At 47.2% G+C, this 25,334-nt stretch carries 25 protein-coding genes and 1 riboswitch; of the genes, 9 read left to right on the forward strand and 16 right to left on the reverse strand.

All coding sequences use genetic code 11. The features are described from left to right. Positions 1–242, forward strand: a 242-nt coding sequence (locus ACRCZA_RS12475; protein WP_438674749.1) for a cupin domain-containing protein, incomplete at its 5' end; no start/stop codon positions are given. Positions 243–1,329: 1,087 nt separating this feature from the next. Here the strand turns inward: ACRCZA_RS12475 and ACRCZA_RS12480 are convergent. Further along, complete coding sequence (locus ACRCZA_RS12480; RefSeq protein ID WP_438674750.1) at positions 1,330–2,250, reverse strand: 1-aminocyclopropane-1-carboxylate deaminase/D-cysteine desulfhydrase; 921 nt, start codon at positions 2,248–2,250, stop codon at positions 1,330–1,332. A 334-nt stretch (positions 2,251–2,584) separates the two neighbouring features. Between ACRCZA_RS12480 and ACRCZA_RS12485 the strand changes: the two genes are divergently transcribed. Beyond that, complete coding sequence (locus tag ACRCZA_RS12485) at positions 2,585–2,992, forward strand: YccF domain-containing protein (protein WP_438674751.1); 408 nt, start codon at positions 2,585–2,587, stop codon at positions 2,990–2,992. 81 nt (positions 2,993–3,073) lie between these two features. Here the strand turns inward: ACRCZA_RS12485 and ACRCZA_RS12490 are convergent, their stop codons facing one another. Then, positions 3,074–3,874, reverse strand: a complete 801-nt coding sequence (locus ACRCZA_RS12490; RefSeq protein ID WP_438674752.1) for a substrate-binding periplasmic protein — start codon at positions 3,872–3,874, stop codon at positions 3,074–3,076. Between the two features lie 194 nt (positions 3,875–4,068). Here ACRCZA_RS12490 and ACRCZA_RS12495 point away from each other — a divergent pair, with 194 nt between their 5' ends. Further along, on the forward strand, positions 4,069–4,530 hold the full coding sequence (locus tag ACRCZA_RS12495; protein WP_438674753.1) for an EVE domain-containing protein: 462 nt from the start codon (positions 4,069–4,071) through the stop codon (positions 4,528–4,530). 302 nt (positions 4,531–4,832) lie between these two features. Then, on the forward strand, positions 4,833–5,171 hold the full coding sequence (locus ACRCZA_RS12500) for a hypothetical protein (RefSeq protein ID WP_438674754.1): 339 nt from the start codon (positions 4,833–4,835) through the stop codon (positions 5,169–5,171). A 229-nt stretch (positions 5,172–5,400) separates the two neighbouring features. Here the strand turns inward: ACRCZA_RS12500 and ACRCZA_RS12505 are convergent, their stop codons facing one another. Next, positions 5,401–6,195 (reverse strand): TIGR00266 family protein, encoded by a 795-nt coding sequence (locus tag ACRCZA_RS12505; RefSeq protein WP_438674755.1) that lies wholly within the window; start codon positions 6,193–6,195, stop codon positions 5,401–5,403. Between the two features lie 171 nt (positions 6,196–6,366). Beyond that, positions 6,367–7,281 (reverse strand): LysR family transcriptional regulator, encoded by a 915-nt coding sequence (locus ACRCZA_RS12510; protein WP_438674756.1) that lies wholly within the window; start codon positions 7,279–7,281, stop codon positions 6,367–6,369. 248 nt (positions 7,282–7,529) lie between these two features. Here ACRCZA_RS12510 and ACRCZA_RS12515 point away from each other — a divergent pair, with 248 nt between their 5' ends. The 4 genes from ACRCZA_RS12515 to ggt all read left to right on the forward strand — a co-directional run bounded on the left by ACRCZA_RS12515 (position 7,530) and on the right by ggt (position 12,678). Continuing rightward, complete coding sequence (locus ACRCZA_RS12515; protein WP_438674757.1) at positions 7,530–8,690, forward strand: homogentisate 1,2-dioxygenase; 1,161 nt, start codon at positions 7,530–7,532, stop codon at positions 8,688–8,690. 150 nt (positions 8,691–8,840) lie between these two features. Beyond that, entirely contained in the window at positions 8,841–9,881 is a 1,041-nt protein-coding gene (hppD, locus tag ACRCZA_RS12520; RefSeq protein ID WP_438674758.1) for a 4-hydroxyphenylpyruvate dioxygenase, read from the forward strand. Between the two features lie 237 nt (positions 9,882–10,118). Beyond that, positions 10,119–10,742 carry a LysE family translocator gene (locus ACRCZA_RS12525; RefSeq protein ID WP_438674759.1) on the forward strand — a complete coding sequence of 208 codons (624 nt, stop codon included), beginning with the start codon at positions 10,119–10,121 and terminating at the stop codon, positions 10,740–10,742. A gap of 106 nt (positions 10,743–10,848) precedes the next feature. Then, positions 10,849–12,678 carry a gamma-glutamyltransferase gene (gene ggt, locus ACRCZA_RS12530; RefSeq protein ID WP_438674760.1) on the forward strand — a complete coding sequence of 610 codons (1,830 nt, stop codon included), beginning with the start codon at positions 10,849–10,851 and terminating at the stop codon, positions 12,676–12,678. On the opposite strand, the gene ACRCZA_RS12535 is transcribed toward ggt, so the two are convergent. The 7 genes from ACRCZA_RS12535 to ACRCZA_RS12565 form a co-directional block, all read right to left on the reverse strand. Beyond that, positions 12,679–13,176 carry a GNAT family N-acetyltransferase gene (locus ACRCZA_RS12535; protein ID WP_438674761.1) on the reverse strand — a complete coding sequence of 166 codons (498 nt, stop codon included), beginning with the start codon at positions 13,174–13,176 and terminating at the stop codon, positions 12,679–12,681. It abuts the gene before it with no gap. A gap of 143 nt (positions 13,177–13,319) precedes the next feature. Continuing rightward, complete coding sequence (locus tag ACRCZA_RS12540; RefSeq protein WP_438674762.1) at positions 13,320–13,868, reverse strand: NAD(P)H nitroreductase; 549 nt, start codon at positions 13,866–13,868, stop codon at positions 13,320–13,322. 135 nt (positions 13,869–14,003) lie between these two features. Further along, positions 14,004–14,858 carry a DUF6279 family lipoprotein gene (locus tag ACRCZA_RS12545; RefSeq protein ID WP_438674763.1) on the reverse strand — a complete coding sequence of 285 codons (855 nt, stop codon included), beginning with the start codon at positions 14,856–14,858 and terminating at the stop codon, positions 14,004–14,006. Positions 14,859–14,986: 128 nt separating this feature from the next. Continuing rightward, positions 14,987–16,141: a phosphotransferase gene (locus ACRCZA_RS12550; protein ID WP_438674764.1), complete on the reverse strand. Its 1,155-nt coding sequence runs from the start codon at positions 16,139–16,141 to the stop codon at positions 14,987–14,989. Between the two features lie 432 nt (positions 16,142–16,573). Continuing rightward, complete coding sequence (pnuC, locus tag ACRCZA_RS12555) at positions 16,574–17,245, reverse strand: nicotinamide riboside transporter PnuC (protein WP_438674765.1); 672 nt, start codon at positions 17,243–17,245, stop codon at positions 16,574–16,576. Between the two features lie 108 nt (positions 17,246–17,353). Next, on the reverse strand, positions 17,354–17,614 hold the full coding sequence (locus ACRCZA_RS12560) for a hypothetical protein (protein ID WP_438674766.1): 261 nt from the start codon (positions 17,612–17,614) through the stop codon (positions 17,354–17,356). 266 nt (positions 17,615–17,880) lie between these two features. Next, positions 17,881–20,082 carry a TonB-dependent receptor gene (locus ACRCZA_RS12565; protein ID WP_438674767.1) on the reverse strand — a complete coding sequence of 734 codons (2,202 nt, stop codon included), beginning with the start codon at positions 20,080–20,082 and terminating at the stop codon, positions 17,881–17,883. Positions 20,083–20,137: 55 nt separating this feature from the next. After that, positions 20,138–20,257: riboswitch (TPP riboswitch) on the reverse strand. A 197-nt stretch (positions 20,258–20,454) separates the two neighbouring features. Between ACRCZA_RS12565 and ACRCZA_RS12570 the strand changes: the two genes are divergently transcribed. After that, positions 20,455–21,135, forward strand: a complete 681-nt coding sequence (locus ACRCZA_RS12570) for a Crp/Fnr family transcriptional regulator (protein ID WP_438674768.1) — start codon at positions 20,455–20,457, stop codon at positions 21,133–21,135. Positions 21,136–21,297: 162 nt separating this feature from the next. On the opposite strand, the gene tsgA is transcribed toward ACRCZA_RS12570, so the two are convergent. From tsgA to ACRCZA_RS12595, 5 genes are all read right to left on the reverse strand, one after another. Beyond that, complete coding sequence (gene tsgA, locus ACRCZA_RS12575) at positions 21,298–22,473, reverse strand: MFS transporter TsgA (RefSeq protein ID WP_438674769.1); 1,176 nt, start codon at positions 22,471–22,473, stop codon at positions 21,298–21,300. A 52-nt stretch (positions 22,474–22,525) separates the two neighbouring features. Continuing rightward, a complete protein-coding gene (gene deoD, locus ACRCZA_RS12580; RefSeq protein WP_438674770.1) occupies positions 22,526–23,230 on the reverse strand; it encodes a purine-nucleoside phosphorylase in 705 nt (234 codons plus the stop codon). 255 nt (positions 23,231–23,485) lie between these two features. Continuing rightward, positions 23,486–23,881 (reverse strand): YcfL family protein, encoded by a 396-nt coding sequence (locus ACRCZA_RS12585; protein ID WP_438674771.1) that lies wholly within the window; start codon positions 23,879–23,881, stop codon positions 23,486–23,488. A 161-nt stretch (positions 23,882–24,042) separates the two neighbouring features. Beyond that, positions 24,043–25,086: a PaaI family thioesterase gene (locus ACRCZA_RS12590; RefSeq protein WP_438674772.1), complete on the reverse strand. Its 1,044-nt coding sequence runs from the start codon at positions 25,084–25,086 to the stop codon at positions 24,043–24,045. Then, on the reverse strand, positions 25,083–25,334 hold a 252-nt coding region (locus ACRCZA_RS12595; protein ID WP_438674773.1), incomplete at its 5' end, for an HIT domain-containing protein. The genes ACRCZA_RS12590 and ACRCZA_RS12595, both read right to left, overlap by 4 nt.

A 25,334-nucleotide genomic window follows, 5' to 3' on the forward strand; every position in this document is an offset into this window, starting at 1 on the left:
CCCTCGGTGAAATCCCCGAGCACACCCACAAAGGCTACGAGCTGACACTCCTTCTCGCAGGAGAGTTTAGTGATAGCAACGGCAACTATGTGGCCGGTGATTTTATTATGTTAGACGCCACAACCGAGCACGCACCAACGACCACCAGCGGCTGTTTATGTTATACGGTATTAAATGCCCCGCTGCATTTCACGAAAGGATTAAGCAAATTACTCAATCCCATTGGCGAATTGATTTATTAATTTGACGCGCCACCCTATGGCGACAAAAATGCTTTGCTTTATAGGGTGGCACATCCCGCAATACACCAACAAAACACCGCGCAAAATTGCGCAGCCTGCAAATATTGATAGCGCTATCCCGACCTAAATCACACAAAAGTTCACAACCACAACATTACCAATACAAAACAAATAACCAACATTTGAGCATCACATTTAGCTGCCTGAAAATTAAACTTGCTAAAGGTATTTTTGCTGATATAATGCGCTACGTTTTGAGTTCCACCTTGTTGTTAACCTTTTTATTCAGCTTGATAAACTATCATCGCTTGAACCTCACACAGAAAGCCTACTACAAGTAAATCCCATAAACTTAGCCAATAATTGCTTGTTAATTCATCATTATCACAATGTGCGGATTAAATTTCGATTGTCATACGCCCGTCATCAAGCTATGTTCAACTCGTTTAATTGAATAAGTCCATTAAGATAATCGATGCTATACAACAATTATCGATAAAGCGTCTCTTGAACAATCGCTAAGAGATGGGGTAATCTCAACACTCATAAGAATCATCTTTCGCACTTATGCTAAGGATACTTTATTGTTACAACTCGCTCACCTAAGGGTGAATTAAATAAAAGGAATGTGGCTTATGTCATACAAAATTAACGGACACGAAATTACCGTATGTTTTCCTGTAGATTCAATCTCAGTAAACAAAACCTCTATTGCTTTTACCGATAGACAAGGTAAAAACAGACAGACTTTTTCAAAGCGAACAGAAGCGCTTAACTTTATGAAGTGGTTGCTGTCAGCAAATAAATAAGTCTAATGTTTTAGTTACACCACTTGCTTAAGCCTAGTTGATTCGGTTTTTATATTTCACCCTACCGAACACTTAAGCAATCGATAGCTGAAGGTCACAATCATGCTATCTTACCCCGTCTTAATGACGAAGCTCATTTGGTTCTGGCTGTATCTCACTCACACGATACTTGCCGAACCAAATGTGTCCCAACTGATTGACTCACCATCCACTCAATTACCCATTTTAACGCTTGTATCAACTCGTTAGGACATTAAGTATTCAAGTTAATTGAGCACTTAGCCCCATTTTCGTTGGTAGCGCGGTAACATAGTCTCATTACCCAGCAATCCCCCCTGATGCAAATACATCACAGGCCCACTGCCATGGGATTGTAGATAATGTTCCAACACAATAAATCCTAATGGATCATAAAGTAATTCAAATTGGATCCCTGTATTATTGAGTCGCTGCCACATGGCATAAAATTCATAATACAATTTACCAAAATGATATTTTTTCCCCACGTTCACTATGCGCGGATGCATAAGCGGATCTGGATTTAACATGCTAAATTGCAGCCGTAAATAGTCATCACCGCCAACCACAGCGCAGGTCAATACCCGTATATCCGCCTGTTGCTGGACAAAATATTGATTCAGAAATAACGCCGTTGTCCCTGTGCCGGATGGTAAAAAAACCCTTAAACCCGCAATATGATTGGTCGTTGCCCAAGCTAAAATTTCCTTACCGAGTTGATTGACCCCATGTTGAGCATAAGCGCACCGTCCTCCTTCTGGAATAAACATTGCTAACGGCGCTTGAGGCAACACTTGCTGCTCAATGTATTGCAAACAAGTTACTTGAGGTAATGAATTGGCAGTAAGTAATTGACGAACATCAATCACATTCGCGCCATTAGCGAGTGCCGCAGCATAATTTCCGCGAGGCTCATCCCGCAGCGTTCCCGAAATATGATCAACATAAAAATCACATTGCCAACCTTTAAGTTTGGCAAGTGCGGAAAGTGAATAGAGTGAATTAGCCTGCGCAGAACCATGACCAATCACTTGAGTGATCCCAGGAAACTCATGCTCTAAAAAATAAGCAAATTTACGCGCCTTATTGCCACTAAAGGCCGGATGCAATAAATCATCCCGTTTAACAAAAAGATCTCGTCCTGCAAAGGCAATGGTATCAACGGGGGAATTAGCAAACATGGCTCGACTCACTTTCTATACTCATTTTATATACTCACAATAGGTTACTGACATTTCGCGCGTCGTTAGCGATATCCTCAATACAAAGTGTTTATTATTTATTCATCAAGGTTGGCAGTTTTCATCAATTTATAATCAATATGACCACCAGCAGAGTATAGCACACTCTAATTCATTGATTTTTAGATATTAAATAATTGGCACGATAATCGCTTATCAGTCTAACACTCGCAGATAATGGCTTGGTTTTATCTTGTGGTTATGGTGTTTTTGTATCTATCTTATTTAAGTGAGTGAGTTGTTAATTTGGCAACATTCCAATAAGGAGTTTTCAATGGCGATTTTGCGTTTAATCTTTAATATTGCCTGGTTTATATTAGGTGGATTCGTAATGGGACTGGCTTGGTGGCTTGCGGGCCTTCTGTGTTTTATTAGTATCATAGGGATCCCCTTCGGACGTGCCTGTTTTGTGATAGGTGAAATGACTTTTTGGCCATTTGGACAAGAGCAAATAAACCGACGCCAGTTAACAGGACGGGAAGATATCGGCACAGGCACCTTTGGGCTCATCGGCAACATTATTTGGTTTTTGCTGTTTGGACTTTGGTTGGCCATCGGTCATCTCGCCCACGCATTGGCCTGCTTTGTTACCATTATTGGTATTCCATTTGGGATCCAACATCTCAAATTGGCATTATTAAGCCTCACACCTATCGGCCAAACAGTTGTCGCTAAACCCTAAAAAGTTCAGCAGTCAATACAGGTGTGTTAGCAGCGCTATACTATAGATGATGTCGAATGAGACGATATCAATTCATATTGACTAGCGCTGTTTACCTTCTTGCTCTAATAATTTATTCCAACGCTTATCTTGATAAAGTCGCTGATTGATGATCCCTTCAATATCAATTTGCGCCAAACCTTGATCCACAATATCACGCCAATGACGCCCCTGCTCAGTATTACGAAAAGCAATATATAACGGCTTTTCGGCAAGATAACGGCGATTCATCTGCACCTTATCCGATAAAGGTTGTAGCGTGTAATGCGTTAATAAATAACGCAAGACATTCACATCAATCACTGCGGCGTCAACGCGTCCAGCGGCAACCTTGCGAATATTGTGTTCATCCGAGGTAACCGGCTCCACTGGCTGTAATCCCGCTTTTATCATATCATCCAAGGCGTTGGTATTGACGTAATTCTTAACCACACCTAATCGGTAACGAGTTAAATCTGCAATAACACTCCAGCTTATTGGCCGGGATTTGGCTTCAACTAATCCTAATGGGCTAGTGCCTATCGTTCGAGAAAAAACAAACTGCTCAGTGTCATAATAATATTCAGGCAGATAACCCATATACGGTGAATTAGGCACTGTGGTAAGTTTAATCGCCCGACTCCAAGGGTAAAAATCCACTTCTAATTGATGCCCCATCACTTGCAGCGCCGCACGGGTAACCGCGATACTCACCCCCTGCTCAACTAATTGTTCACCCGAATAAGGGGGCCAAAGTAAGGAGGTCAGCGTTAAGGTGTCGGCCTTGGTATGTGGGCCAATACCCAATACAATGAATAATAAAAATAAGATATTCGCGGTTTTTTTACTGCGCCAATGACACATGTCGTCCCCTTAATTTCATTATTTAGGTCAAATGACAACAATCATGCTTAATCCTAAAAGAGTAACAGCACTGCTATGAGTGTAGTGCTCAATACAGTAGAATCCTAGGCAGATAAACCGAGCCATGATAGAGAGATAGCCAAAATTACGCTAAACTCACCAATCTTCAACCGCCCAAGGAATCTCTCTGCACAATGAACTATTGGCTAATGAAATCCGAGCCCGATGAATTTAGCATCGATGACCTCAAGTCTTGCCCAAATCAAACCGAAGCATGGTTTGGCATACGCAATTATCAGGCCCGTAATTTTATGCGGGATGGGATGCAAGTCGGCGATCAGGTGTTTTTTTATCACTCCAGCTGCAAGGTTCCCGGTATTGTAGGTATCGCAGAGGTAGTCACACCCGCCTACCCTGACAGTAGCGCCTTTAACCCAGAATCAAAATATTTCGATCCCAAATCGGATCCCGCTAACCCGCGATGGCTACGCGTGGATATTCGCTTTGTCAAAAAATTTGAGGATATAATCCCATTAAGTCTGATAAAAAGTCTGCCGCAACTTGCGGACATGCATTTAGTGACTAAAGGCTCGCGATTGAGCATTCAGCCTGTCACTGCTGAGCAATGGCAAGCGGTATTAATGATAAGCCGTTAACCTCCCATTATTAAGGCTTGTGATCCTAAGGGCCATGCGTCGATTTAGGCCTGCGATAATATGTGTAACGGTTATTAGGTGTCGCGACTAGAATTTAGATAATATATGCGCAATTGCCCATGGCACGATGGTTTAACATAACGGTGCCGCAAAAGAGATAAAAATAATAAACCGTGTTTAATGTGATAAAAAGAGCAACTATGCTCAACCAAGTTGCCGAACAAACATCCCTAGTGTACTAAGTTACATTCACCTAGAATACGATTGTCGGCCTCGTCACCCAGATCATCCTTGGAGCAAACATGAATAAAATCACTTCATTTGCGCTTACAACTGCGCTGTTAGGCTTATTAACCCCAATACTCGCCCACGCTAATGTCGATAATGATCACCACAAAAAAGGCAAAGATTTACCACCTGGCCTACACAAAAAAGTGGCTCAAGGCCAACCACTTCCTCCCGGCTGGCAAAAAAAATTACGACGCGGCGATATTTTAGATCACGACATTTATGATCGCGGCCATATCGTGGTGCCTTTAGACCGAGATGGACGGATCAGCATCAATGTGGAAGGCTCTATCATCAAGTTAGATGAAAAAACCCGTACTATCCTCGATATCATCAATGTGATTACCGATTAACAGCCCCCAAAAACTCGCAGCCTTGGTAACCCAAGCATCATCGACATTCACCATCAACGCCTGCAGACCACCGCAGGCGTTCGTTATAGGACGGCTCTCATACAACTGTCATGCCTCACACAGGGATCATGCCAAAGAGAAGCAGCCTACGTGGCTGACTTACCATGATGCATACTTAGATGCATACTTAGATGCATACCCGTAATCCGGTGAGATCTGCCGATAACTGTTAACGACCATCGAGCATCCGCCCAAGCCCGCCAAGCACTGAACCTTCGCCGCGATCGCTACCGCCAATAGAAGGCGCGTGGGCAATAATCCTATCAGCCATGCGGGAGAAAGGCAGACTCTGCAGCCAAACCGTACCATGGCCACTTAAGGTCGCTAAGAATAAGCCTTCACCGCCAAACACCATGGATTTTAACGAGCCAGCTCTTTCTATGTTGTAGTCAATCCCTTGAGTAAAGGCGACCAAACAGCCAGTATCGACTCGTAAGGTTTCCCCCTTAAGTTGCTTTTTAACTAACGTGCCACCTGCATGGATAAAGGCCATACCATCGCCCTGAAGGCTTTGTAAAATAAAACCTTCCCCACCAAAAAAGCCCGTACCTAAGCGACGATTAAATTTCATGCTGACACGTGTGCCCATGGCTGCGGCTAAAAAACTGTCTTTTTGGCAAATAAGCTCACCACCTTCTTGCGCTAAATCAATCGCTAGGATGGTCCCGGGATAGGGCGCAGCAAATGCCACTTTACGCTTTTGTTGGCCTTGGTTGGTAAAATGCGTCATGAAGATACTTTCGCCCGTAAGCACCCGCTTACCCGCCCCCATCAGCTTGCCAAAAAAACCGGATTCGGGCTCCGAGCCATCGCCCATTTTGGCTTCAAAGCTAATGTCCTGCTCAAGATAATTCATTGCGCCCGCTTCGGCGATCACGGTTTCATGCGGATCAAGCTCAACCTCAACTAACTGCATACTGTGGCCAATAATTTCATAGTCCACTTCATGACAACGTCTAGACATACTTCTCTCCTTTTGGCGGTTCCCTGTAAGGACTCAGCGTGTTAATTGCACTCACCAAACGCACTTGGCAAGCCTATCAACCCCATTTAACAATCGATGACTGTAAGACATCAATTGTCAAAAAGCGATGACTTTTACCTCAACATGACTCCTGAATACAGCAGGTAAATATTAACCTAACCCGATACCATTGAACTGCTCAGCTTTAGCAAACTCTTCTAAAATCAATTCTGTAAAAAGTTGACCCGCTCTGCCAAGTGGACGTTCTAAAGTCGAGACTAATTGCGGAATAAACCGATAACGACTACCACCGACAAAATCGATTTCAACTAATTCACCTCGAGCCAAATCTTCCTGCATTAAAAAATCCGGTAGCCAACCAAAACCTAAGCCTTTGAGTAAAGCATTTTTCTTCATCATAAACCCTGAAAGATAAAACACTTTATCTCCACCAAACTGCATCTCATCGCGATAACTTTTGTGGGGGGAGGAATCCTCAATGGTCAATTCCACAAATTGTTGCAACTCCGACAAACTGATTTTACTCATGGTGGCAAGAGGATGAGCGGCGCTGGCCACTAAAATACTGGTGATCGCCGGCAATGGTTGGGGAGAATAATACGGCCCAGTACGGTAATCCTTAACGAGCATCAGATCGGCATTATCTCGCTCAAAGCGATGCTGCACGCCGCCTAAAAACTCCATATTGAGTTGAATTTTTGTCGGAATTTGATGCTCTGCCATACGTTTAAGTGCAGTCAGGATAGGTTCCATCGGCAGCGCGCCGTCAATCACTAACTCCAGTTTTGGCTCCCAACCCTCACTAAAACGGCTAGCAAGATGTTCAATGTTTGCAAGGTGTTGCAGTAATCTTTGCCCCTCAGCCAAAATCACACGTCCTTCAGGGGTTAACTCGGCGCGATATTGTTCACGGCTAAACAATGTCACCCCCAAGTGCTCTTCTAATTTCTTGACTTGGTAACTCACCGCCGATTGTGCCTTGTGTAATCGCTCTGCCGCCTTGGCAAAACTGCCTTCTTCCACCAGCACTTGCAGCACATTAAAAGCATCAATATCAATGCGCATAGTCACTCCTTAGCTGTCACGCAAACGCTACAATTCGTAAACATGACAACACTATCAGTTTTTTTGATTAAGATGCCGGATTTATTATTCTTTTTTTTGTTGATCTAAGCGACTAAATTGATACCAAGATCACATAACTAACTCGGTAAGCGGTGTAGTGCGGCGAACAATGGCGAAGCTATGCGTCCTAACAAGCCCTCTCATCCCAGCGCTTACCCAAGAAAACCGAGGTCAATCAAGGAACCACCATGCCATTCTATGTGAAACAAGGCCAAGTCCCTCACAAACGCCATATCGCATTTGCCAAAGAAAATGGAGAACTGTACCGCGAAGAGCTGTTTTCAACCCATGGTTTTTCCAATATTTATTCCAACAAATATCACCATAATATGCCCACTAAAACCTTAGAGGTGACGCCCTATCCTCTGAGTCACGGCGGTCATTGGGAAGACTCGCTGGTACAAAACTATAAGCTTGATTCGCGCACCGCCGACCGGGAAGGCAATTTTTTCAGTGCCCGTAATAAAATCTTTTATAACAATGACGTGGCCTTGTATACCGCCAAAGTTACCACAGAGACTGCCGAGTTTTACCGTAACGCCTACGCCGATGAAGTGATTTTTGTCCATGAAGGTGAAGGAATACTCTTAAGTGAATATGGCACGATTGCCGTGCAAAAATGGGACTATCTGGTGATCCCCCGGGGCACGACTTATCAGCTCAAATTCAATGATTACCACCAGGTGCGTTTATTTGTCATCGAAGCCTTTTCGATGGTGGAAATCCCCAAACATTTTCGCAATGAATATGGGCAATTGCTTGAATCAGCCCCCTACTGTGAGCGTGATATTCGCGTACCCAAGCTGCAAGCGGCGGTGGTTGAACGCGGTGCGTTTCCTTTAGTCTGTAAATTTGGCGATAAATACCAACTGACGACCCTTGAATGGCACCCCTTTGATCTTGTCGGTTGGGATGGCTGTGTTTACCCATGGGCCTTCAATATCAGCGAATATGCCCCTAAGGTAGGTAAAATTCACCTGCCGCCATCGGATCATGTCGTGTTTACCGCCCACAATTTTGTGGTGTGTAACTTCGTTCCGCGTCCCTACGATTTTCATCCTCAGGCGATCCCAGCGCCCTATTACCACAATAATATCGACAGTGACGAAGTGCTGTATTACGTCGATGGTGACTTTATGAGCCGTACAGGTATTGAGGCTGGCTATTTGACCTTACACCAAAAAGGCGTAGCCCACGGCCCGCAGCCGGGTCGCACTGAAGCCTCAATTGGTAAAAAAGACACCTACGAATATGCCGTAATGGTCGACACTTTCGCGCCGCTTAAATTAACCGAGCATGTACGGCACTGTATGAGCCAGGACTACCAGCGCTCTTGGCTTGAAAGCTAAGGCTAAGGCTAAGGCTAAGGCTAAGGCTAAGGCTAAGGCTAAGGCTAAGCACAACATCATAAATAGAAAAATACCGCAAGACTCGCCCGCCAAGGCGGCCTGTAGAGCAAGCATGATGCTGGCGAGTTGAACAATCAATAAGGAAAGAATATGGCAAGCGAACTCAACCCTCTGGGCCTATTAGGTATCGAATTTACCGAATTTGCCAGCCCAGATAGCGATTTTATGCACAAGGTCTTTATCGACTTTGGTTTTTCGTTATTAAAAAAAGCCAAAAATAAAGACATTCTTTATTACAAACAAAACGATATTAATTTTTTGCTCAACACCGAGCGCCAAGGATTTTCAGCCGAATTTGCCAAATCCCATGGTCCGGCCATTTGCTCGATGGGCTGGCGGGTGGAAGATGCTAACTTTGCCCATCGCGTTGCCGTTGAGCGCGGCGCGCAATCGGCCGAAGCAGCCCATAAGGATCTGCCCTATCCTGCCATCTATGGTATTGGCGATAGCTTAATTTATTTTATTGATACTTTTGGTCCGGATAACAATATCTATGCCACTGATTTTGAAGATTTAGCAGAGCCTATCCTCACCCAAGAAAAGGGGTTTATGGAGGTAGACCATTTAACCAATAACGTTTACAAAGGCACCATGGAACATTGGGCCAACTTCTATAAAAACATCTTTGGTTTTACCGAAGTACGTTACTTTGATATCAGCGGGGTTCAAACTGCCTTAGTATCCTACGCCCTGCGCTCCCCCGATGGCAGTTTTTGTATTCCCATCAATGAAGGTAAAGGCAACGATAAAAACCAAATCGATGAATATCTTAAGCAATACAATGGTCCGGGCGTGCAACACTTAGCCTTTAGAAGCCGCGATATCGTCAAATCCTTAGATGCGATGGAAGGCAGCGCTATTCAATGTCTTGATATTATTCCCGAATACTACGACACCATTTTCGATAAGGTGCCACAGGTCACTGAAAACCGTGAGCGCATTAAACATCACCAAATTTTGGTCGATGGGGATGATTCGGGTTATTTGCTGCAGATTTTTACTAAAAACCTCTTCGGCCCAATTTTTATCGAAATTATTCAACGTAAAAACAACTTAGGTTTTGGCGAAGGCAATTTTACCGCACTGTTCCAATCCATCGAACGGGATCAAATGCGCCGCGGAGTGCTCTAATCAAACGACCGTACACTTCACACTACCGCACACTGATTGTGCGCTAAATCTTGTCCCCTTAGACAGAGTACGCCACGCCTACTCTGTCTTTTTATAAAATTGGCTTAACCATTTTTTGTCTGCCTTTGATTGATATCGCTTTTTTAATGATACTGCCTGCAATAACCTACTCAAATGTTGGCTAATTATGCCAATTTCATTACACTGGCTGGCCCTAAAATTCAGCCAAGATTAACTATGCCAGATTTCGCCCTACTCGCGGTATTTATCCCCACCTTTTTCTTTGTTTCTATCACGCCCGGAATGTGTATGACGCTGGCGATGACCCTAGGCATGACAATTGGTGTGCGTCGCACCCTGTGGATGATGCTTGGAGAACTCGTCGGCGTCGCGTTAGTGGCGACCGCCGCCGTGATGGGCGTAGCCAGCATCATGCTCAATTACCCAGAGGTCTTCCAGCTGTTTAAATGGATTGGCGGCCTTTATTTAGGTTATGTCGGCGTGCAAATGTGGCGTGCGCGCGGCAAGATGGCGGTAGTAAGCGATACCGATACTCGTGCAAGCGCCAGCCAGTTTTCTCTGATGTCTCAAGGATTTATTACCGCCATTGCCAATCCTAAAGGCTGGGCATTTATGGTATCGCTCCTGCCGCCTTTTATTAATGCAGAGCGAGCACTTGCACCACAACTTATTGGATTACTGAGTATTATCATGGTGACAGAATTTGTCTCTATGCTCGCTTACGCCAGCGGCGGCAAAAGTCTACGGCTATTTCTCAGCCGCGGCGACAATATTCGCTGGTTAAACCGTATTGCGGGCAGCCTGATGATCGGCGTGGGGATCTGGTTAGCCGTCAGCTAACGCGCTCAGGCAGCGCACCACGTAAAACAGAGCTCGCAACTGTTGCAATAACGTGAAAATAAAGGCAAATTCGTTAGCTATTCACAGACCACACTCTGGATTGAGCATGCTGACACCCCAGCCATTAACGAGATTATCGCGCCCCATTTGTGCACTATCGACTTTTGCGTCCACCACTTGTCCGCCATTAACCACCCGCCCGCTAAGGCAGCGCACCCTGCGCGGGCTGGTATTTGCTGTCAGTATCGCCGCCGCGCTGCTGCACCCTACAAGCCACGCTGATGAACCCGCCATTTTTAGCCAGATGGCGACCGCACAACCGGTATGGGCAAAGCATGGCATGGTCGCCAGCCAAGAAATGTTGGCAAGCCGCACCGGACTTGAAATCCTCAAACAAGGCGGCAATGCGGTCGATGCTGCCGTCGCCGTGGGATTTAGTTTAGCCGTCACCTTACCCCAAGCAGGGAATATCGGTGGCGGTGGATTTATGCTGGTGCACCTTGCCAAAGATAAGCGCACTATCGCCATCGATTACCGAGAAATGGCGCCGGCTAAGGCTAATAAAAACATTTTTCTCGATGAGCATGGGGATGCCGTCAATAAATTAAGCCGTGAACATGGTCTGGCCGTTGGGGTGCCTGGCACGGTGATGGGCATGAATCTGGCGCTAGAAAAATACGGCACAATGACATTAGCGCAGGTGATGGCTCCCGCGATTAAGCTCGCTCAAGAAGGCTTTGCGGTGACACCAGAACTGGCGCGTTCCCTGACGGGGCTAAAGCGGCGCTTGAGTCAATGGCCAAGCACCGCCGCTATCTTCTATAAAGCCGATGGCAGTGACTATCAGGTCGATGAGATCTTAAAACAGCCCGAACTGGCCCATTCCTTAAGCCTCATCGCCCAAAAGGGCCCCGCAGGATTTTACCAAGGAGAAACCGCCAGCAAACTGGTCAATGCGGTGCAGGATGCCGGCGGCATCATGACCCTTAGCGATCTTGAGCATTATCAAGCCATAGAACGCGAGCCCGTACGGGGGCAATACCGCGGCTTTGAGGTGATTTCGATGCCGCCCCCATCATCCGGCGGCGTGCATATTATTGAAATGCTAAAGGTATTACAGCACTTTCCCATCGAACAACTCGGGCACAATACCGCGCAAACGATTCACTTAATGGCCGAAACCATGAAGCATGCCTACAGTGATCGCAGTGAATATCTCGGCGATCCTGACTTTTATCGGGTGCCCATCACGGCGCTCACCCATCAGGACTACGCCAAACACATCGCGAGCCAAATTGACCACAATCGAGCCACGCCGAGCAGCGAGATTAAACCCGGTAAATTGGCCCCCTACGAAAGCGATCAAACCACTCACTTTTCGGTGGTCGACCAATGGGGTAATGCCGTTTCCAACACCTATACCTTAAACTTCAGCTATGGCTCAGGCTTAGTCGCTAAAGGAACTGGGATTTTACTCAATAATGAAATGGATGATTTCTCGGCCAAACCCGGTAGCCCCAATGGCTTTGGCTTAATCGGCGGCGCAGCCAATGCGGTCGAGGGCAATAAACGTCCGTTAAGCTCAATGAGCCCGACAATAGTGATGAAAGCAGGGAAACCTTACCTCATCACCGGTAGCCCCGGTGGTTCGCGGATCATTACCACCACCTTGCAGATCATCATGAATGTGGTTGATCATCATCTCAATATTGCCGAAGCCAGCCATGCCCCTCGGGTGCACCATCAATGGCAGCCCGATGAACTGAGGGTCGAATCAAGTCTAAACCGCGATACGATTTCTCTGCTTGAGGCCAAAGGGCACAAGGTCACGGTGCAATCGGCGATGGGCAGCACGCAATCGATTATGGTCACCGACCAAGGGATCTTTGGCTCAGCGGATCCCCGCCATGGGGGCAGTGAAGCTGTGGGCTATTAATCAGCTAAATAATTCGACAACAGGCGCGCTGGGCTCAAGCTGCACAACTTTCTCAAAGGTCAGGCCTAATTTATTGAGCAAGGCTTTAGAAGCAAGATTATCGCTGCTAACCAGCGCCACAATTCGCTCGATGCCGAGGGCATGCCCCTGCTCAAGGGCGGCTTTGGCCGCCTCAAAGGCATAACCGTTGCCCCAATATTGCGGCAAAAAAGCGTAGCCTAAATCCACCGCATCTAAAGTGGATCTTTTTAATAAGCCACAGATCCCAATAGAAAAACCATTCTCTGCCAATACCACAGCGTACAAGCCAAAGCCATGCTCAACGTAACTTTGCAGCGGCCCCTGTTGCAGGTATGCCTTGGCATCCTTCAACGTGCGAACGCCCTTATCGCCAATGTTCTCCACAAACCCCTGGCTATTGAGTAGCACGAGAATAAAGGCGGCATCCTCGAGGGACAATTGCCGCAGGATTAATCTTGAGGTGCGCGCGATTTGCATAAGTTGTCTCCATTTTGTCTCCACCACTTAGGATGACGAGCCAGACTGCAACCCCCTCCATCACCGCGTTATCACAAACAACTCGCGACGACACGCCATCCGCCACAATTAGCCATTAGCCATTAACGACTCACCATTATCCACTACAAGTAGCGAGCGAACTGGTGGCCTGATTTCGGTGGTTTTTTCGGTGCCGCCACGGCGGGCGTACCAAGATATAAAAAGCCGACGATCTGATCTTGGGGCGCTAACCCCAATCCCTTCGCCACATTGGCATCAAAGGCAAATTCCCCCGTGCGCCAAATGGCACCTAATCCAAGGGCAAATGCGGCCTGCTGCATGGCCATGGTAGCGCACCCTGCAGCAATATGTTGCTCGAGCACCGGCACCTTTGGATGCGACTGCGTTTTAGCCACCACAGTGATCACCATCGGCGCTCGCGCGACCATCCCCTTGGCTTTGTCTATCGCGTCAGCGTCAGCGCCGCTGGCCTTGGCCGCCGCCATAAAAATATCCCCTAAGGTTGCTAAGCCCTCACCAGTGGCAATGATGAATTCCCAAGGTGTTAACGCACCATGATCCGGCACTCTTATCGCCGCATCTAAGATAAGAGTTAATTGTTCTGCGTTTGGCGCAGGAGCTGTCAATCGCGGGGTGGATTGCCGAGTAAGCAACAGTTCGATAGCGTCCAAGTCATTATCCTCGTTCAATATAACGGGTTTCAAGCATAGCAAATTGTCGCTCAGGGATGATACAAAATTCCAGCTCACTTAGCATGGATGCCACCTATGGCATTCGCTCCTTAGCCGGTAAATTTAACCCATTGTTTAGCCGCTTGTTTTAGCCTCTTGATTTAGCTCGCGTAGATCGTCAATGAGGTTATTGAGCTTGCGATAAAAATGCTTGGATTGTTTGGCCGACAAACTGGCGTGCATGTCGAGGATCAGCGCGCCAAATAACTCGCTATTTTGGCGCACAAATGCCTTATGTTGCGCTGATTTAAGCTCATCGGCTTGGGTCATTAATAGGGTTAAGCGCGCGGTTAACTGCGCGCTGTCGGCCCGTTGCCCCAGAGCAATATCAAACTGCCGTAACCACTCATGGCGATACTCAAGCCACATATCTAAGGTCGACAAACGCTGTTTATTGTATTGATAAATCATCTCTTTTTGCTGAGCAGTCAAGCTACCGAGCCATTGGGTAAACTGGGCTTGCAGCTCATCATTGGCTTGCTGCTGCAATTGTTCGGGGGATTTACCGGCAAACTCTTTTATCAATGCCTGCTCATCGTTATGCAGCGTCGTCATAATTTGCTGCACCTGAGCATCACTTAAGGACACTATGATGGGCAAAAGCTGCGGCAAGGCAAATTCAAACAATCGAAACCAATGCCGTTTGGCGATATTAACCTGCTCTACCCACAGTGCAGGAGTTAACGTATTGGTGTCGATGAGGCGCTTAATTTCAGTTAACTGCGCCACATAGTGGGCAAGCTCTTCGGTTTGATGCCACTGCACAAATTGGTTGATAAGCGTATCCAATGCACGTTGCTGAGAGCCTTTTAAGGTCACATAATCTTCAACCTCCCAGCCGATAGCCCAGTCCAAAAAACGATAGCTTAATTTTGTCGAGCAGGCCGACAGCGTTAACAATAACACCATGAGTAGCAAGCGTTGCTTCATACCGAATAATCCCTTTTGTCGAGAATGGCTATGGACCAGATGCCGCCTTGCAAACCAATTGCACAGATTATTGGATATGTTTTAAAAAAATAGTTCAGCTTTGCCTATAAAAGAAATGCCATCAGATCTCAAATAGCGAAAGATAGCGCCGACCAAAAGTCATCAAACCAGCCAAGATACTCACATTGACGAGCCTCCTCGGTGCATGACGCCGCCATCAATAGCGCCCACGCACAGGCAAAGACCCAGTAGATGTCCATGGCTGCGGGCACCGCCTTTAATGCATCTTTGGTTAAATTCGGATGATTATCAAGGTATTGCTGCAATAAAAACCACTGCTGCGCAGGCGTTAAATCATGGGTGGCCAGCACAGTTGCGAGATCAAATAACGGATGAGATGCCGCAGCATATTCAAAATCAATGCAATATAAACGCTGATCCTTTAGCAACACATTATGAGGATTGAGATCGCGATGACAAAACTGCGGACGGATAAGGCACGCAGCAAGCGTTGCTAATCCTTCGCTGATCTGGGCTTGACGCCCGAGCAACTGCCGCGCCCGCTGCTGCCAATGGCAAGACGGAGTCAACATAAGTTTTTGAAACTGAGCAAGTTCACCATCGCGATGAAGCGCCTCAGGACTTGTCGCATCGGCGCTTTGCGACCTCGGCAGGAGGCGCTGTAATTGGCGCTGATATAACAGCCACTGCTCGCTCATGCTGACGCTATTCTGGCCTTGGGGTAAATCGCGCAGCCGCAATAATAGCGCCAATAACAGTTCATGCGCCTGATCCGGATAAGCATGGGTAAACGAGGAGCCGGTTAGTACGCCGGCCTCTTTAGGTGGGATGACATCGTTAACTGAGATCACGCGGCCCTGCGGTTGCCCGCGTAACAAATTTGCCGCACTCACTTGGCAAGCAAGCGCCGACCACATGAGCGCGCCAGGGCTGTCCCCCCCTAGCCCCGCAATGGATGCATTTGGCAACCGCCGGCTTAATAGCGGCTCTTGGGTAATAAATTCACTGAGGTAATAGCGCCCATCGGGGCTTACCCACAATAGCGCGGGCGCCAATGTGGCATTCGCGGCCAGTTGCCAGTAAGCTCTTTCATGCTCACGGCGACAAAAATTGTCTGCCGCCGGAGTATTGCAGCGCAGCACATAGCTCGCCGTCGCCGTAACAACTTTATAGGTGTGATTACTCAAACCTGCCGATAACGTTGAGATCGCCGTTATCGGCAACAGCCCAGCAGCGCGCAGTGGCGCTAAAAGCGCGTCCAAGTCGGCCCCTGAGAGCGAACAATTAATAGCCTCTGCCACTCAAAAGCCTCCGTTAACACCCACCCCGCCTGACAGGGCTGTGGCTAAATCGGTCTTTACCGACAGTTACAGACAACCCTTGATATGTTTAACTTTTTAATCAAGGCGTTCCATCAAGCTGATGGTTCGACTGTACCACATCATCCCTGTGATAACAGGCCAAAATGGCAACAAACCCAGCAGGCTAATGGAGTTAATGAATAAAGCTCAACTCGGGTTAAGAGATGAACAACGCAATTAACACGACAAAAAATACAAACGGCGGATCTCACTGCGATACGTTGCGCTGATAACGAGAAAAGTGACGCGCTAACAGCTCGCTACGATAAGTCGATTCAACGAATAAGCCGTGACATACGCTGTTTGAAATACCTTAATAACCCCAAGCTGAATTTAATTCAACCGGGCTTGCAGAGCCTCGGCACTGCGCCTATCCGCTAAAGTGGCATCCGCTAAAGCAGCGCGCCACAAAAAATACCCCATGATCGCAAGGCCCACATAGAGCACAAACAAGAGTGAGGTCAGCATCAATCCCTTATTAAGATAAAGATAGATAGACACCAGATCGATAACGACCCAATAAAGCCAATTTTCCAAGACTTTTTTCGCCACTAAATAGGTGGTCATCACCGCAAAGCAACTGGTCGCTGAGTCCAAATAAGGAAAAGCCGCTTGGGTATAGCTCGCCATCGCGTGACCAATACCTAAAGACACTAACGCCGTGATGGCAATCAGCTTAAGGTGGGTGACTAAGGGCCAAGTGGTCACTTTCACCCCTTGAGAGTGGGCGCCGCCCTTAGTCCAATGCCAGTAACCATAGAGCGCCATCGCCATATAGTAGACATTCAGCACCGACTCCATCAGCAAGGCAACTTGCCAAAACAACACTGTGTAAATGGCCGTGCTGGCAAATGCGGCCGCCCAGCACCACACGCTCGCGCGCATTGCCAGCAAGAGGTAGGCCATGGCGAGCACCACAGCCACGGCTTCCCAGAGCGTCATCAGCTGCACTTCCCCAAGGGCCGCACGCACACTATTTACCAGCATTAACCATAAATCTATCATGGGTGTTCTCGCCTCATGTACCGATTTGCGCGCATTATCAATGCCTGCGTTGACGGCGAACGGCCATCGACAAGCAAAGATAATGCGCCGCTGTCATCATCGGCGTGATTATTCACTGTGGGCCAAATTGAGCTCACCGCCAATAAACTTACACACAAACACCGCTTTGCCCCACTTGACATGGGCCGCTTGCATTTCGCTGGTGAGCATCGCCATGACCTCTTGATAGTCGCCGCACACTTGGGTCGCCATGGCATTGGTTACGCGCTCAATATTAGGATAGCTATCGAGCCTGCCGATAAACCACTTAATAGGATCGAGGTAATTTTCGTTAAAGGGATACATGCTAATTTCTACAGTCAGTTTCACGCTAATTCCTTACAATAATCATGAGGCCTGTGCTGCCAAACAACCTGTCGGCAATGTCAGTCTTTTCCATCCATGCCATAAACCGGCGCTATCGCGCCAATCGCCAGCCAAAGAGAACCGTAACGGCTCAGTTGGCACCCATGTTGTTTAACAATAAAAGCGGCCACCCCAATCGGCCAAGTGACAGCACGGCGTATCTAACCAAGGCTGTATTCGCCACTTAGGGCGAATACATCACTCTTTATACTTACATAAACTTGAGATACTTACATAAACTTGAGAGTAACGGTCATGCCCAGTTGGCGGGGATCGCCGTAGCGAATATATTGCTTTTCCGCCCAACCATTATCGGGCTCATTACCAAAATAAAAGCCGCGGACGCCGTATTGTTCATCAAATAGATTGCGGCCCCAAAAATACACCGACCACGCACTGGCCTCATACCCCACACGGGCATTGACCGTGGTATAGGGCTCAGAGCGGGAGTCGTTGCTATCTGAGTAGTAAAACTCACTTTTACCACTCAAGTTAAGGTTGGCAAACCAGCCGGAATTAGCACGGTAAGTCCCCCCAAAACTGTAGGTAAATTGGGGAGAATGGGCTAATTCTCGGCCCGATAAATCCACCGCCGTGCCATATTTATCCTGATATTGATAATCACCGTAGGCGGTCTCTAACCAACCTAGGCTTGAGTAAAGTTGCAAATTATCAGTGGCATACCAAGTCGCATCCAATTCAGCACCATAGTTATGGGAGCTACCAGCGTTTTCGGTATAAAGGATAAACCGCTGAGGTTTATGGGGATCTTGCTGGGAAGCCGCCACCTGCTGATCTTGCCTGTCCATATAAAATAGCGCGATATTGGTATCAACCTGCCCTTCGAACCAATGGGATTTCAGCCCAATTTCGTAGTTATAGAGGATTTCGGTATCAAACTCTTTTTTATCATTGAGTTCGACCGGCAAGGTCATGTTAAACCCGCCCGCCTTATAACCTCGGGCCATGCGCATATAGGCATTGTGGGAATCGTTTAACATTTTACTCAAGGCAATATGCCCACCCCACATGGTCTCACTCGGTGAAAAATTATCTTGATTGGTATCTGAATATTGACTGTTACGCTGCTCGAGCCGTAATCCCATCGATAAGGCATAATTCGCACCCAGATCCGTATCCAATTGGCCAAATAATGCATAATTGCTGGCCTCGTATTCGGAGTCTAAGACTTCATCAGGCCAAGCGTTATATAAAGAATACAATTGGTTATCTTCTTTTAAGTTCATAGCGTACACGCCAAGTAACCAATCGGTACTCTGAGCAAAAATTCGCCCCTGTTCGGTAGAGCTTAGGCGAAACTCCTGAGAGAGCGTGCGGCGTTGGCCGGTTTTATCCCAAAAGTAATCGTATTCACAGGGGATCTGCGCGCCCTCATCGGTGGTGCATTCCTTTCCCGCCCAATAATCAGAATTGGCCCAATCGCCATCGTAACTATAGTGATGATCGGTATTCGCAAAAGAGGTTAACGAGGTTAATTCAAAGAACTGCGCCCCCGTGTAGCTAGCCTTGATCCCGCCGCCAGTGGTGCGCTGACTATCAACGCCGGGCTCATCGGAGATGGTCGCGATAGGATCGTTGGTTAAACTCCACACATCATAACCATTGGCAAAATCGGCATGCAGCAAAGTGACATCAACTTGCAAATCGTCAGTTGCGTACCAACGCAGTTTCGCTCGGCCAGTCAATTCATCACGGCCGTTGGTATCATCCCGGCCTAAATACAAATTATCGCGGTAGCCATTTTGTTGATGTTGCTGCAACGTCACGCGGTACAGCAATTTGCCTGAGTCGGATAACGGCCCTGAACTAAAGCCGCTAAAGGTGCGTAACGCATCATCCCCAAGAGACACTTCGGCGCCATGCTCAAACACATCGGTGGGATCATAACTTTTTAAATAAATCAGTCCCGCGAGCGCATTCGCCCCATAGCGGGTCCCCTGCGGACCACGCAGTACCTCTACTTGCTGCATATCGTACATGCTTGAGACCATGCCAATCCCTGACAAATCAATATCATCCATGATATAACCCACGGAGGAGTTAGGAGCACCTTGATATTGTTCCTGCTCGCCTACCCCACGGATTTGAAAGTACTTCGGCCGCGAACTACCGCCAGACCAGTTAAAGTTGGCAATACCATTGAGTACATCCTCAAAGTGCTGTGCACTTTCATCTTGAATTTGTTGGGCATCAACGACAGTAATGCTCGAAGGCATTTTTTCAAGACTGGCACGACGAAAATCCGCCGTCACCACCATGATCTCCATCTCAGGATCGGATTTATCACTCTGTGCGGTTTGAGCAACGGTTGGCGCAGCAAAAGCCGCCGCGATGGCTAACGCCAACGGCGCGCGCATTAACGGCAAAGAGGAACAACGTGTTGTATGGTAAAACATGAAATTGTTAAGCATAGGACCTCAAATATCTAGTTTGAGATCCGGCAACAAATAAGCGATTCAGAATTGTGCTTGTGGATGGGCCCATTCCTACGCCGGTATTAGCCGGATCAGGTTCTAAGGGTTCGTCCGATGACATCTCAGCCTGCCGGCAAACTCAGTTTGACGGCAAACACCCCTTGGCGGCGCCTAGTATACATGAGCAAACTCACAAAAGAACATACTTATCTGATAGCTAATGCATTTTTATCTCTTCCCCCCGCAAGAGGCATCGGCTACGTCATTTGACCCTCTCACGGGATAATGTTATAGAAAGGCCCCGAACGTTGGCCTTAGCCCAATCATTCGCCTTACTTAAGCACAGTCACAGTTACAGGACGCTCAGCCATGCAACTTAAACCATTAGCCAAAGGGCGTTATCGCCAACGCTGGCAAGAGGATTACCCACTGATCGAGGCGGTAATCCTCAGTTGCATCACTGAAACTAAAACACTTAAAACGGGTAGCCATCTGATGACCCAAGGTGAAGCCATCAGCTCACTGGTGTTAGTCAAGCAGGGCCGAGTATCCCTTGGGCACACCGCCAGAAATGGCCGCAGTTTTCAACTCGGTACTATCGATTGTGATTCACAACTCTTTGGCGAGATGGAGTTTTTTACCGAATACAACTGTCAACTCGATATTATTGCCAACGAGCCATTAGATATTATGCTGATAAGTGGCGATAAACTGCAGCAAGCCCTCGGCCAACATCCCCAGCTGGCGCTATTTTTTGCCAGCGCCATCGCGATTGACTACCAAGATACCGTAGAAATTTTAACTCGGCGCCTGCTCTATCCCATCACCTACAATGTCGCCTTTGATATTTATCATGAATATTTAAATGACTTACCGGTAGATGGCTTTAATAAACGGTATTTAGAGGCGGAGCGTTTTGCCACCACCGACCGCGTCTATCGCCGAGCACTGCAACAACTCGAAGCGCGAGGCTTTATTGAACGCCAAAAAGAAGGGATTAAAATTTGTGATCTCGACGCCCTCAAACAGTTCGTCGAGGCAGGAATCTAACGATGTGTGTTAGATTATTGATTCACTCTATAGAATGAACCAATTCAGCCCGGTAATAACGTCGCTAAACTCAACGGATTAACATCATCAACCACACTCGATATGTTCTCACTCATCGAGTGCGGTGAAAATACAGCAAAAACTTAAATGAACCTGTGCAAATTAATTAACTGCAACTGCTTGAGGTCGATGAACGGATTTCATTTGACTTGAAATCAATAATAACACTAATACCGCCGCATAAAGTAACGGAATAGCGTACATCACCGTTTGCAATCCAATAATGCGCTCAACAAAAGCACTGATCGCCGGACTAAACATCGCCCCAGCACTGCCACTTATCAAAATATACGAGACATTTTTACTGCTGGCTTGCTTTACAAAAGAAACCCCATAAGCAATAAAGGCATTATAAAGTGCCGCACAGACAAAACCATAACCATAGGTTAAATAGCCTATCCACTCTAGATGATTAATCGTAACAATGGCCGTCGTCATTCCCAGCGCTAAGGTAATAATCGCAACCAAGAAATGATGAATTTTTACGCGAGTCACAATCAAGGTTGAAATTAACGCGCCCACTAAGGCTGCTGACCAATATTGGGTAATAATATTGCCAGCTTCTTCAAAGGGAATATCAAACTTTTGTTTAATAAATAAAGGCGCCCACGTTAAAAAGGTATATAACGCCAGCATCCCTAAAAATAATCCCACACCACCACTAATGATGCCTAAATTCCATTCAGATTGTTGCTTATCGGCAGGATCTTGCGCCTGCTCACACAGGTTAAACCGAGTGAATAAGGTCATGATCACCGTCACCATGGCAACCAAACCTACCGCTAAGTAACTGTAACTCCATGATAAAGCATTAGTTAACGCATAAGTGGTGATTAATGGGAAAATCACCCCGGCAATATTAAAGGTGGCATCTTGTACCACTAACATCGTGCTTTGTAATTTCTCTTGCCATACCGACACTACAATGGTGCCCGCAATACATAAACCAACACCACCACAAAAACCAATTAAGGTCATAGCAAGCATCAACACCTGTAATGAGGCGGTAAAATGCAGGGCCAATGCCGATAATGCGACTAGGCTATAACTCAGTAATGTGATCCGTTTAATGCCTAATTTTTCAATCACAAAAAACGCAGCAATGGTGCCCGCTAAGGCGCCGCCATTTAACAATGAGAAAATTGAGGCGACCTCATTGACATCAGCGCTAAATTTAGCGGCAATGGGCTCAATCAACATGCCAAATTGGGTTGCAAAACCCGCCATAATAAAGTTCGCGAGAAAACTTATCGCCGTTAAGGTTATTTTATTATTCATTATGTCATTCCATCGGTGAAATGCTTAGGGTACAAAATGGCCTAGGCGAAAATTAATTAAGCGCCGTTTCTAATGCCAGTTCGATCATATTATTAAAGGATAATTGGCGTTCTTCTGCGGTGGTTTCTTCACCGGTTAAACAATGATCTGAGACGGTTAATATCGCTAATGATTCGATACCCTGTTGGTGGGCCAACCCATAAAGTCCTGCCACTTCCATATCAATACCGAGCACGCCAAATCGTTCAAGTGCAGGGATCATATCGGCATCGGGATCGTAATAAAGATCACCACTAAACACATTGCCCACTTTGACACTGATGCCCTTCTCATTGGCCTTAGTATAAGCTTTATGTAATAACGAAAAGGTCGCAGATGTCGCCATCTGGTAGCCACTGCTACGCTTCGCGTTCGTCGGCGAATCGGTACCTGCGGCTTGGGCTAAAATCACATCCCGCATTTGCACATGCTGCTGAGTCGCCCCTAAGCTGCCGACACGGATAATGCGTTTAACACCAAAAAAGTTTATGAGCTCATGCCCATAAAGCACCATTGATGAAATCCCCATCCCATGGCCCATCACCGAAATACGTTGCCCTTGGTAAAAACCTGTATAGCCCAACATATTACGGACATTGGTCACCTCTACAGCGTCGGTGAGATAGGTTTCAGCGATATATTTAGCCCGAAGTGGATCGCCTGGCATAATGACAGTTTCAGCAAAATCATTCGGTTGAGCATTAATGTGCGCAGTCATTTTTCTATCCTCATGTAGTAATATGCTGATAGTAGTGCGCAAGGGAACAATTTATTCAGGACTAAAGTCCGGTTGTCGTGGCGTTTTCACGATTTCCCGGCAGATGTGTCGTGCAAACCGCTTAAACGGCTAACGCGGGCATGATAAAGCCCGCGCGAGTGTTTAAAAGTTAACGAGTGAGAGCTAAAGGCTTGAGCCTTTAACATACTGATACATTGAGCAAAGCCTTAGGCAACTTGACTCATTTGACTCGACTTAGTGAGAAATCGCTTCGCGTACATAGACCTCAAATCTCACCGCTTCAGGATTCGGGGCCACGGCCGAAATGGCTAATTGCTGTTTACCGTGAAGCTTAACCGCTTTCCAACTGCTTGCTTCGTCTTCAAGGGTAAAGCCATTGGCATCATACCAGGTAAATTTATACTGAAGGTGCAGATCCCCAGAGGATTGACTAACAAGGAGCGCTGAGCCTTGGATCATATCCGCCACCCGGCGTGCATCCACGTTTTGCAGTGCAAGATGCCGAGCAAGACTGCGGTTATCCACCCGCATCTCTCCCTGTGAGCTGACCGCAATGCCCGCGGTGTTTGAGGCGCAGGCGCCGAGCATTAATGCCGCCACCAATAGCAAACTTTGCTTGCTGTAATTCATCTTACTTTCCCTCCATGACAAGAATACACTCGATACGCAACTCGGCTTAGCGCCGTGAAGATAAGCACGGGTATGTCAGCGCCAATCGATAAACGCCTGCGTGTTAGCGTGGCTAAAAACACATTCACACCCGACACTCCGCCCTGGCATCAACCACAGGGCTAATCAATCAAAAAATGCGCCCTTGCCGTGGCAATCAATTGTTTACGGTTTGTTTGCCAACAATTGATGTTAACGTTCGCCACACGCCGCCCTTGGCGGGTAATGCGACACTCGGCAAAGCTGTCCTTATGCAGGCCTGCGCGCAGATAATCGATAGAAAAATCGACCACTTTGGGCACTTTCGCCGTTTGCATAAAGACCATTAATTGCACGATCGCCGACATTTCCATAAAGCCGGCGATCACCCCACCGTGTATCGCAGGCAACACCGGGTTGCCAATATTGTCAGGGTTTGCTGGCAATTTAAAAATCAGTTCATCCCCAAAACGCTCGACGCGCATCCCAATAAATTTGGCATAGGGAACGTGTTCAAGCAAATGGCCAAAATCATTGAGCTCTGTCGCGCGCTTGACGATGCCTTGCACATCAATCGGCTGATGATGGCTACCCTCACCCCCCTCAGCATGGTGACTATGAGTAGGGTGGATCTGCATCTCGCTCTGCGCCGGCGATGGGGTTATCTCAGTGAGATTGTTCAGCACTGCGGGCGCGATGTCCCCCATCAAGGCTTGACGAAAGGCATCCCCGACCATTTCGGGGCTAATACGCATAAAAGATCCCACAGCATGAGCGATGGGTTCATCAATGCTGTCCTGATAGGCAATCGCCCGGGTAAAGGCAATATTGGAGGACAACTTATAGCATTCGGCAAAACCGTAAACAGGCTTATGGGGCTGTGCGGGCTTCATATAATCCACCCGTAAATCTAAGGTGGGAGAGATCTCAAGTGATTGGTATTTTTGATAAATGGCACTGACTACCGCACTGCCGCAGGCGGTATCCATCAACGTCGTTATCACCCCGCCGTGGATAACCCCGGTATCGGGGTAACCGATTAACTCAGTCCGATAAGGCAACTCGATTAACACATGGTGCTCACTGGCCTCATGTACCTGCAACCCCAAGCGGCGGCATTGGGCGAGTTGATCCACAAACCGCTGCGCCATTTGGGTGAGCGGAAAATATTCACTGTTTAACTTCATTGGCGTGGGCTCAACATCGGTCCCAAAGGTTCACCACCGACAAGGTGCAGATGAATATGATATACCTCCTGCCCCCCATGCTGATTACAGTTCATGATCAGGCGATAACCATCCTTAGCAATCCCCGCCTCGCTCGCCAGTTTTGCGGCCACGGTCATCATGCGCCCTAATGCAGGCTCATCGGAGGCTTTAATGTCGTTACTGGTAGGGATCAAATGATTCGGCACAATCAAAATATGCGTGGGAGC

This window comes from Shewanella sp. (assembly GCF_051658185.1).
Classification (GTDB): Bacteria; Pseudomonadota; Gammaproteobacteria; order Enterobacterales; family Shewanellaceae; genus Shewanella.

Bases quoted from the DNA above. Each gene is read 5' to 3' on its own strand.
- ACRCZA_RS12480 (WP_438674750.1), bottom strand. From the start codon at position 2,250: ATGTTTGCTAATTCCCCCGTTGATACCATTGCCTTTGCAGGACGAGAT.
- ACRCZA_RS12485 (WP_438674751.1), top strand. From the start codon at position 2,585: ATGGCGATTTTGCGTTTAATCTTTAATATTGCCTGGTTTATATTAGGT.
- ACRCZA_RS12490 (WP_438674752.1), bottom strand. From the start codon at position 3,874: ATGTGTCATTGGCGCAGTAAAAAAACCGCGAATATCTTATTTTTATTA.
- ACRCZA_RS12495 (WP_438674753.1), top strand. From the start codon at position 4,069: ATGAACTATTGGCTAATGAAATCCGAGCCCGATGAATTTAGCATCGAT.
- ACRCZA_RS12500 (WP_438674754.1), top strand. From the start codon at position 4,833: ATGAATAAAATCACTTCATTTGCGCTTACAACTGCGCTGTTAGGCTTA.
- ACRCZA_RS12505 (WP_438674755.1), bottom strand. From the start codon at position 6,195: ATGTCTAGACGTTGTCATGAAGTGGACTATGAAATTATTGGCCACAGT.
- ACRCZA_RS12510 (WP_438674756.1), bottom strand. From the start codon at position 7,281: ATGCGCATTGATATTGATGCTTTTAATGTGCTGCAAGTGCTGGTGGAA.
- ACRCZA_RS12515 (WP_438674757.1), top strand. From the start codon at position 7,530: ATGCCATTCTATGTGAAACAAGGCCAAGTCCCTCACAAACGCCATATC.
- hppD (WP_438674758.1), top strand. From the start codon at position 8,841: ATGGCAAGCGAACTCAACCCTCTGGGCCTATTAGGTATCGAATTTACC.
- ACRCZA_RS12525 (WP_438674759.1), top strand. From the start codon at position 10,119: ATGCCAGATTTCGCCCTACTCGCGGTATTTATCCCCACCTTTTTCTTT.
- ggt (WP_438674760.1), top strand. From the start codon at position 10,849: ATGCTGACACCCCAGCCATTAACGAGATTATCGCGCCCCATTTGTGCA.
- ACRCZA_RS12535 (WP_438674761.1), bottom strand. From the start codon at position 13,176: ATGCAAATCGCGCGCACCTCAAGATTAATCCTGCGGCAATTGTCCCTC.
- ACRCZA_RS12545 (WP_438674763.1), bottom strand. From the start codon at position 14,858: ATGAAGCAACGCTTGCTACTCATGGTGTTATTGTTAACGCTGTCGGCC.
- pnuC (WP_438674765.1), bottom strand. From the start codon at position 17,245: ATGATAGATTTATGGTTAATGCTGGTAAATAGTGTGCGTGCGGCCCTT.
- ACRCZA_RS12565 (WP_438674767.1), bottom strand. From the start codon at position 20,082: ATGCTTAACAATTTCATGTTTTACCATACAACACGTTGTTCCTCTTTG.
- ACRCZA_RS12570 (WP_438674768.1), top strand. From the start codon at position 20,455: ATGCAACTTAAACCATTAGCCAAAGGGCGTTATCGCCAACGCTGGCAA.
- tsgA (WP_438674769.1), bottom strand. From the start codon at position 22,473: ATGAATAATAAAATAACCTTAACGGCGATAAGTTTTCTCGCGAACTTT.
- deoD (WP_438674770.1), bottom strand. From the start codon at position 23,230: ATGACTGCGCACATTAATGCTCAACCGAATGATTTTGCTGAAACTGTC.
- ACRCZA_RS12585 (WP_438674771.1), bottom strand. From the start codon at position 23,881: ATGAATTACAGCAAGCAAAGTTTGCTATTGGTGGCGGCATTAATGCTC.
- ACRCZA_RS12590 (WP_438674772.1), bottom strand. From the start codon at position 25,086: ATGAAGTTAAACAGTGAATATTTTCCGCTCACCCAAATGGCGCAGCGG.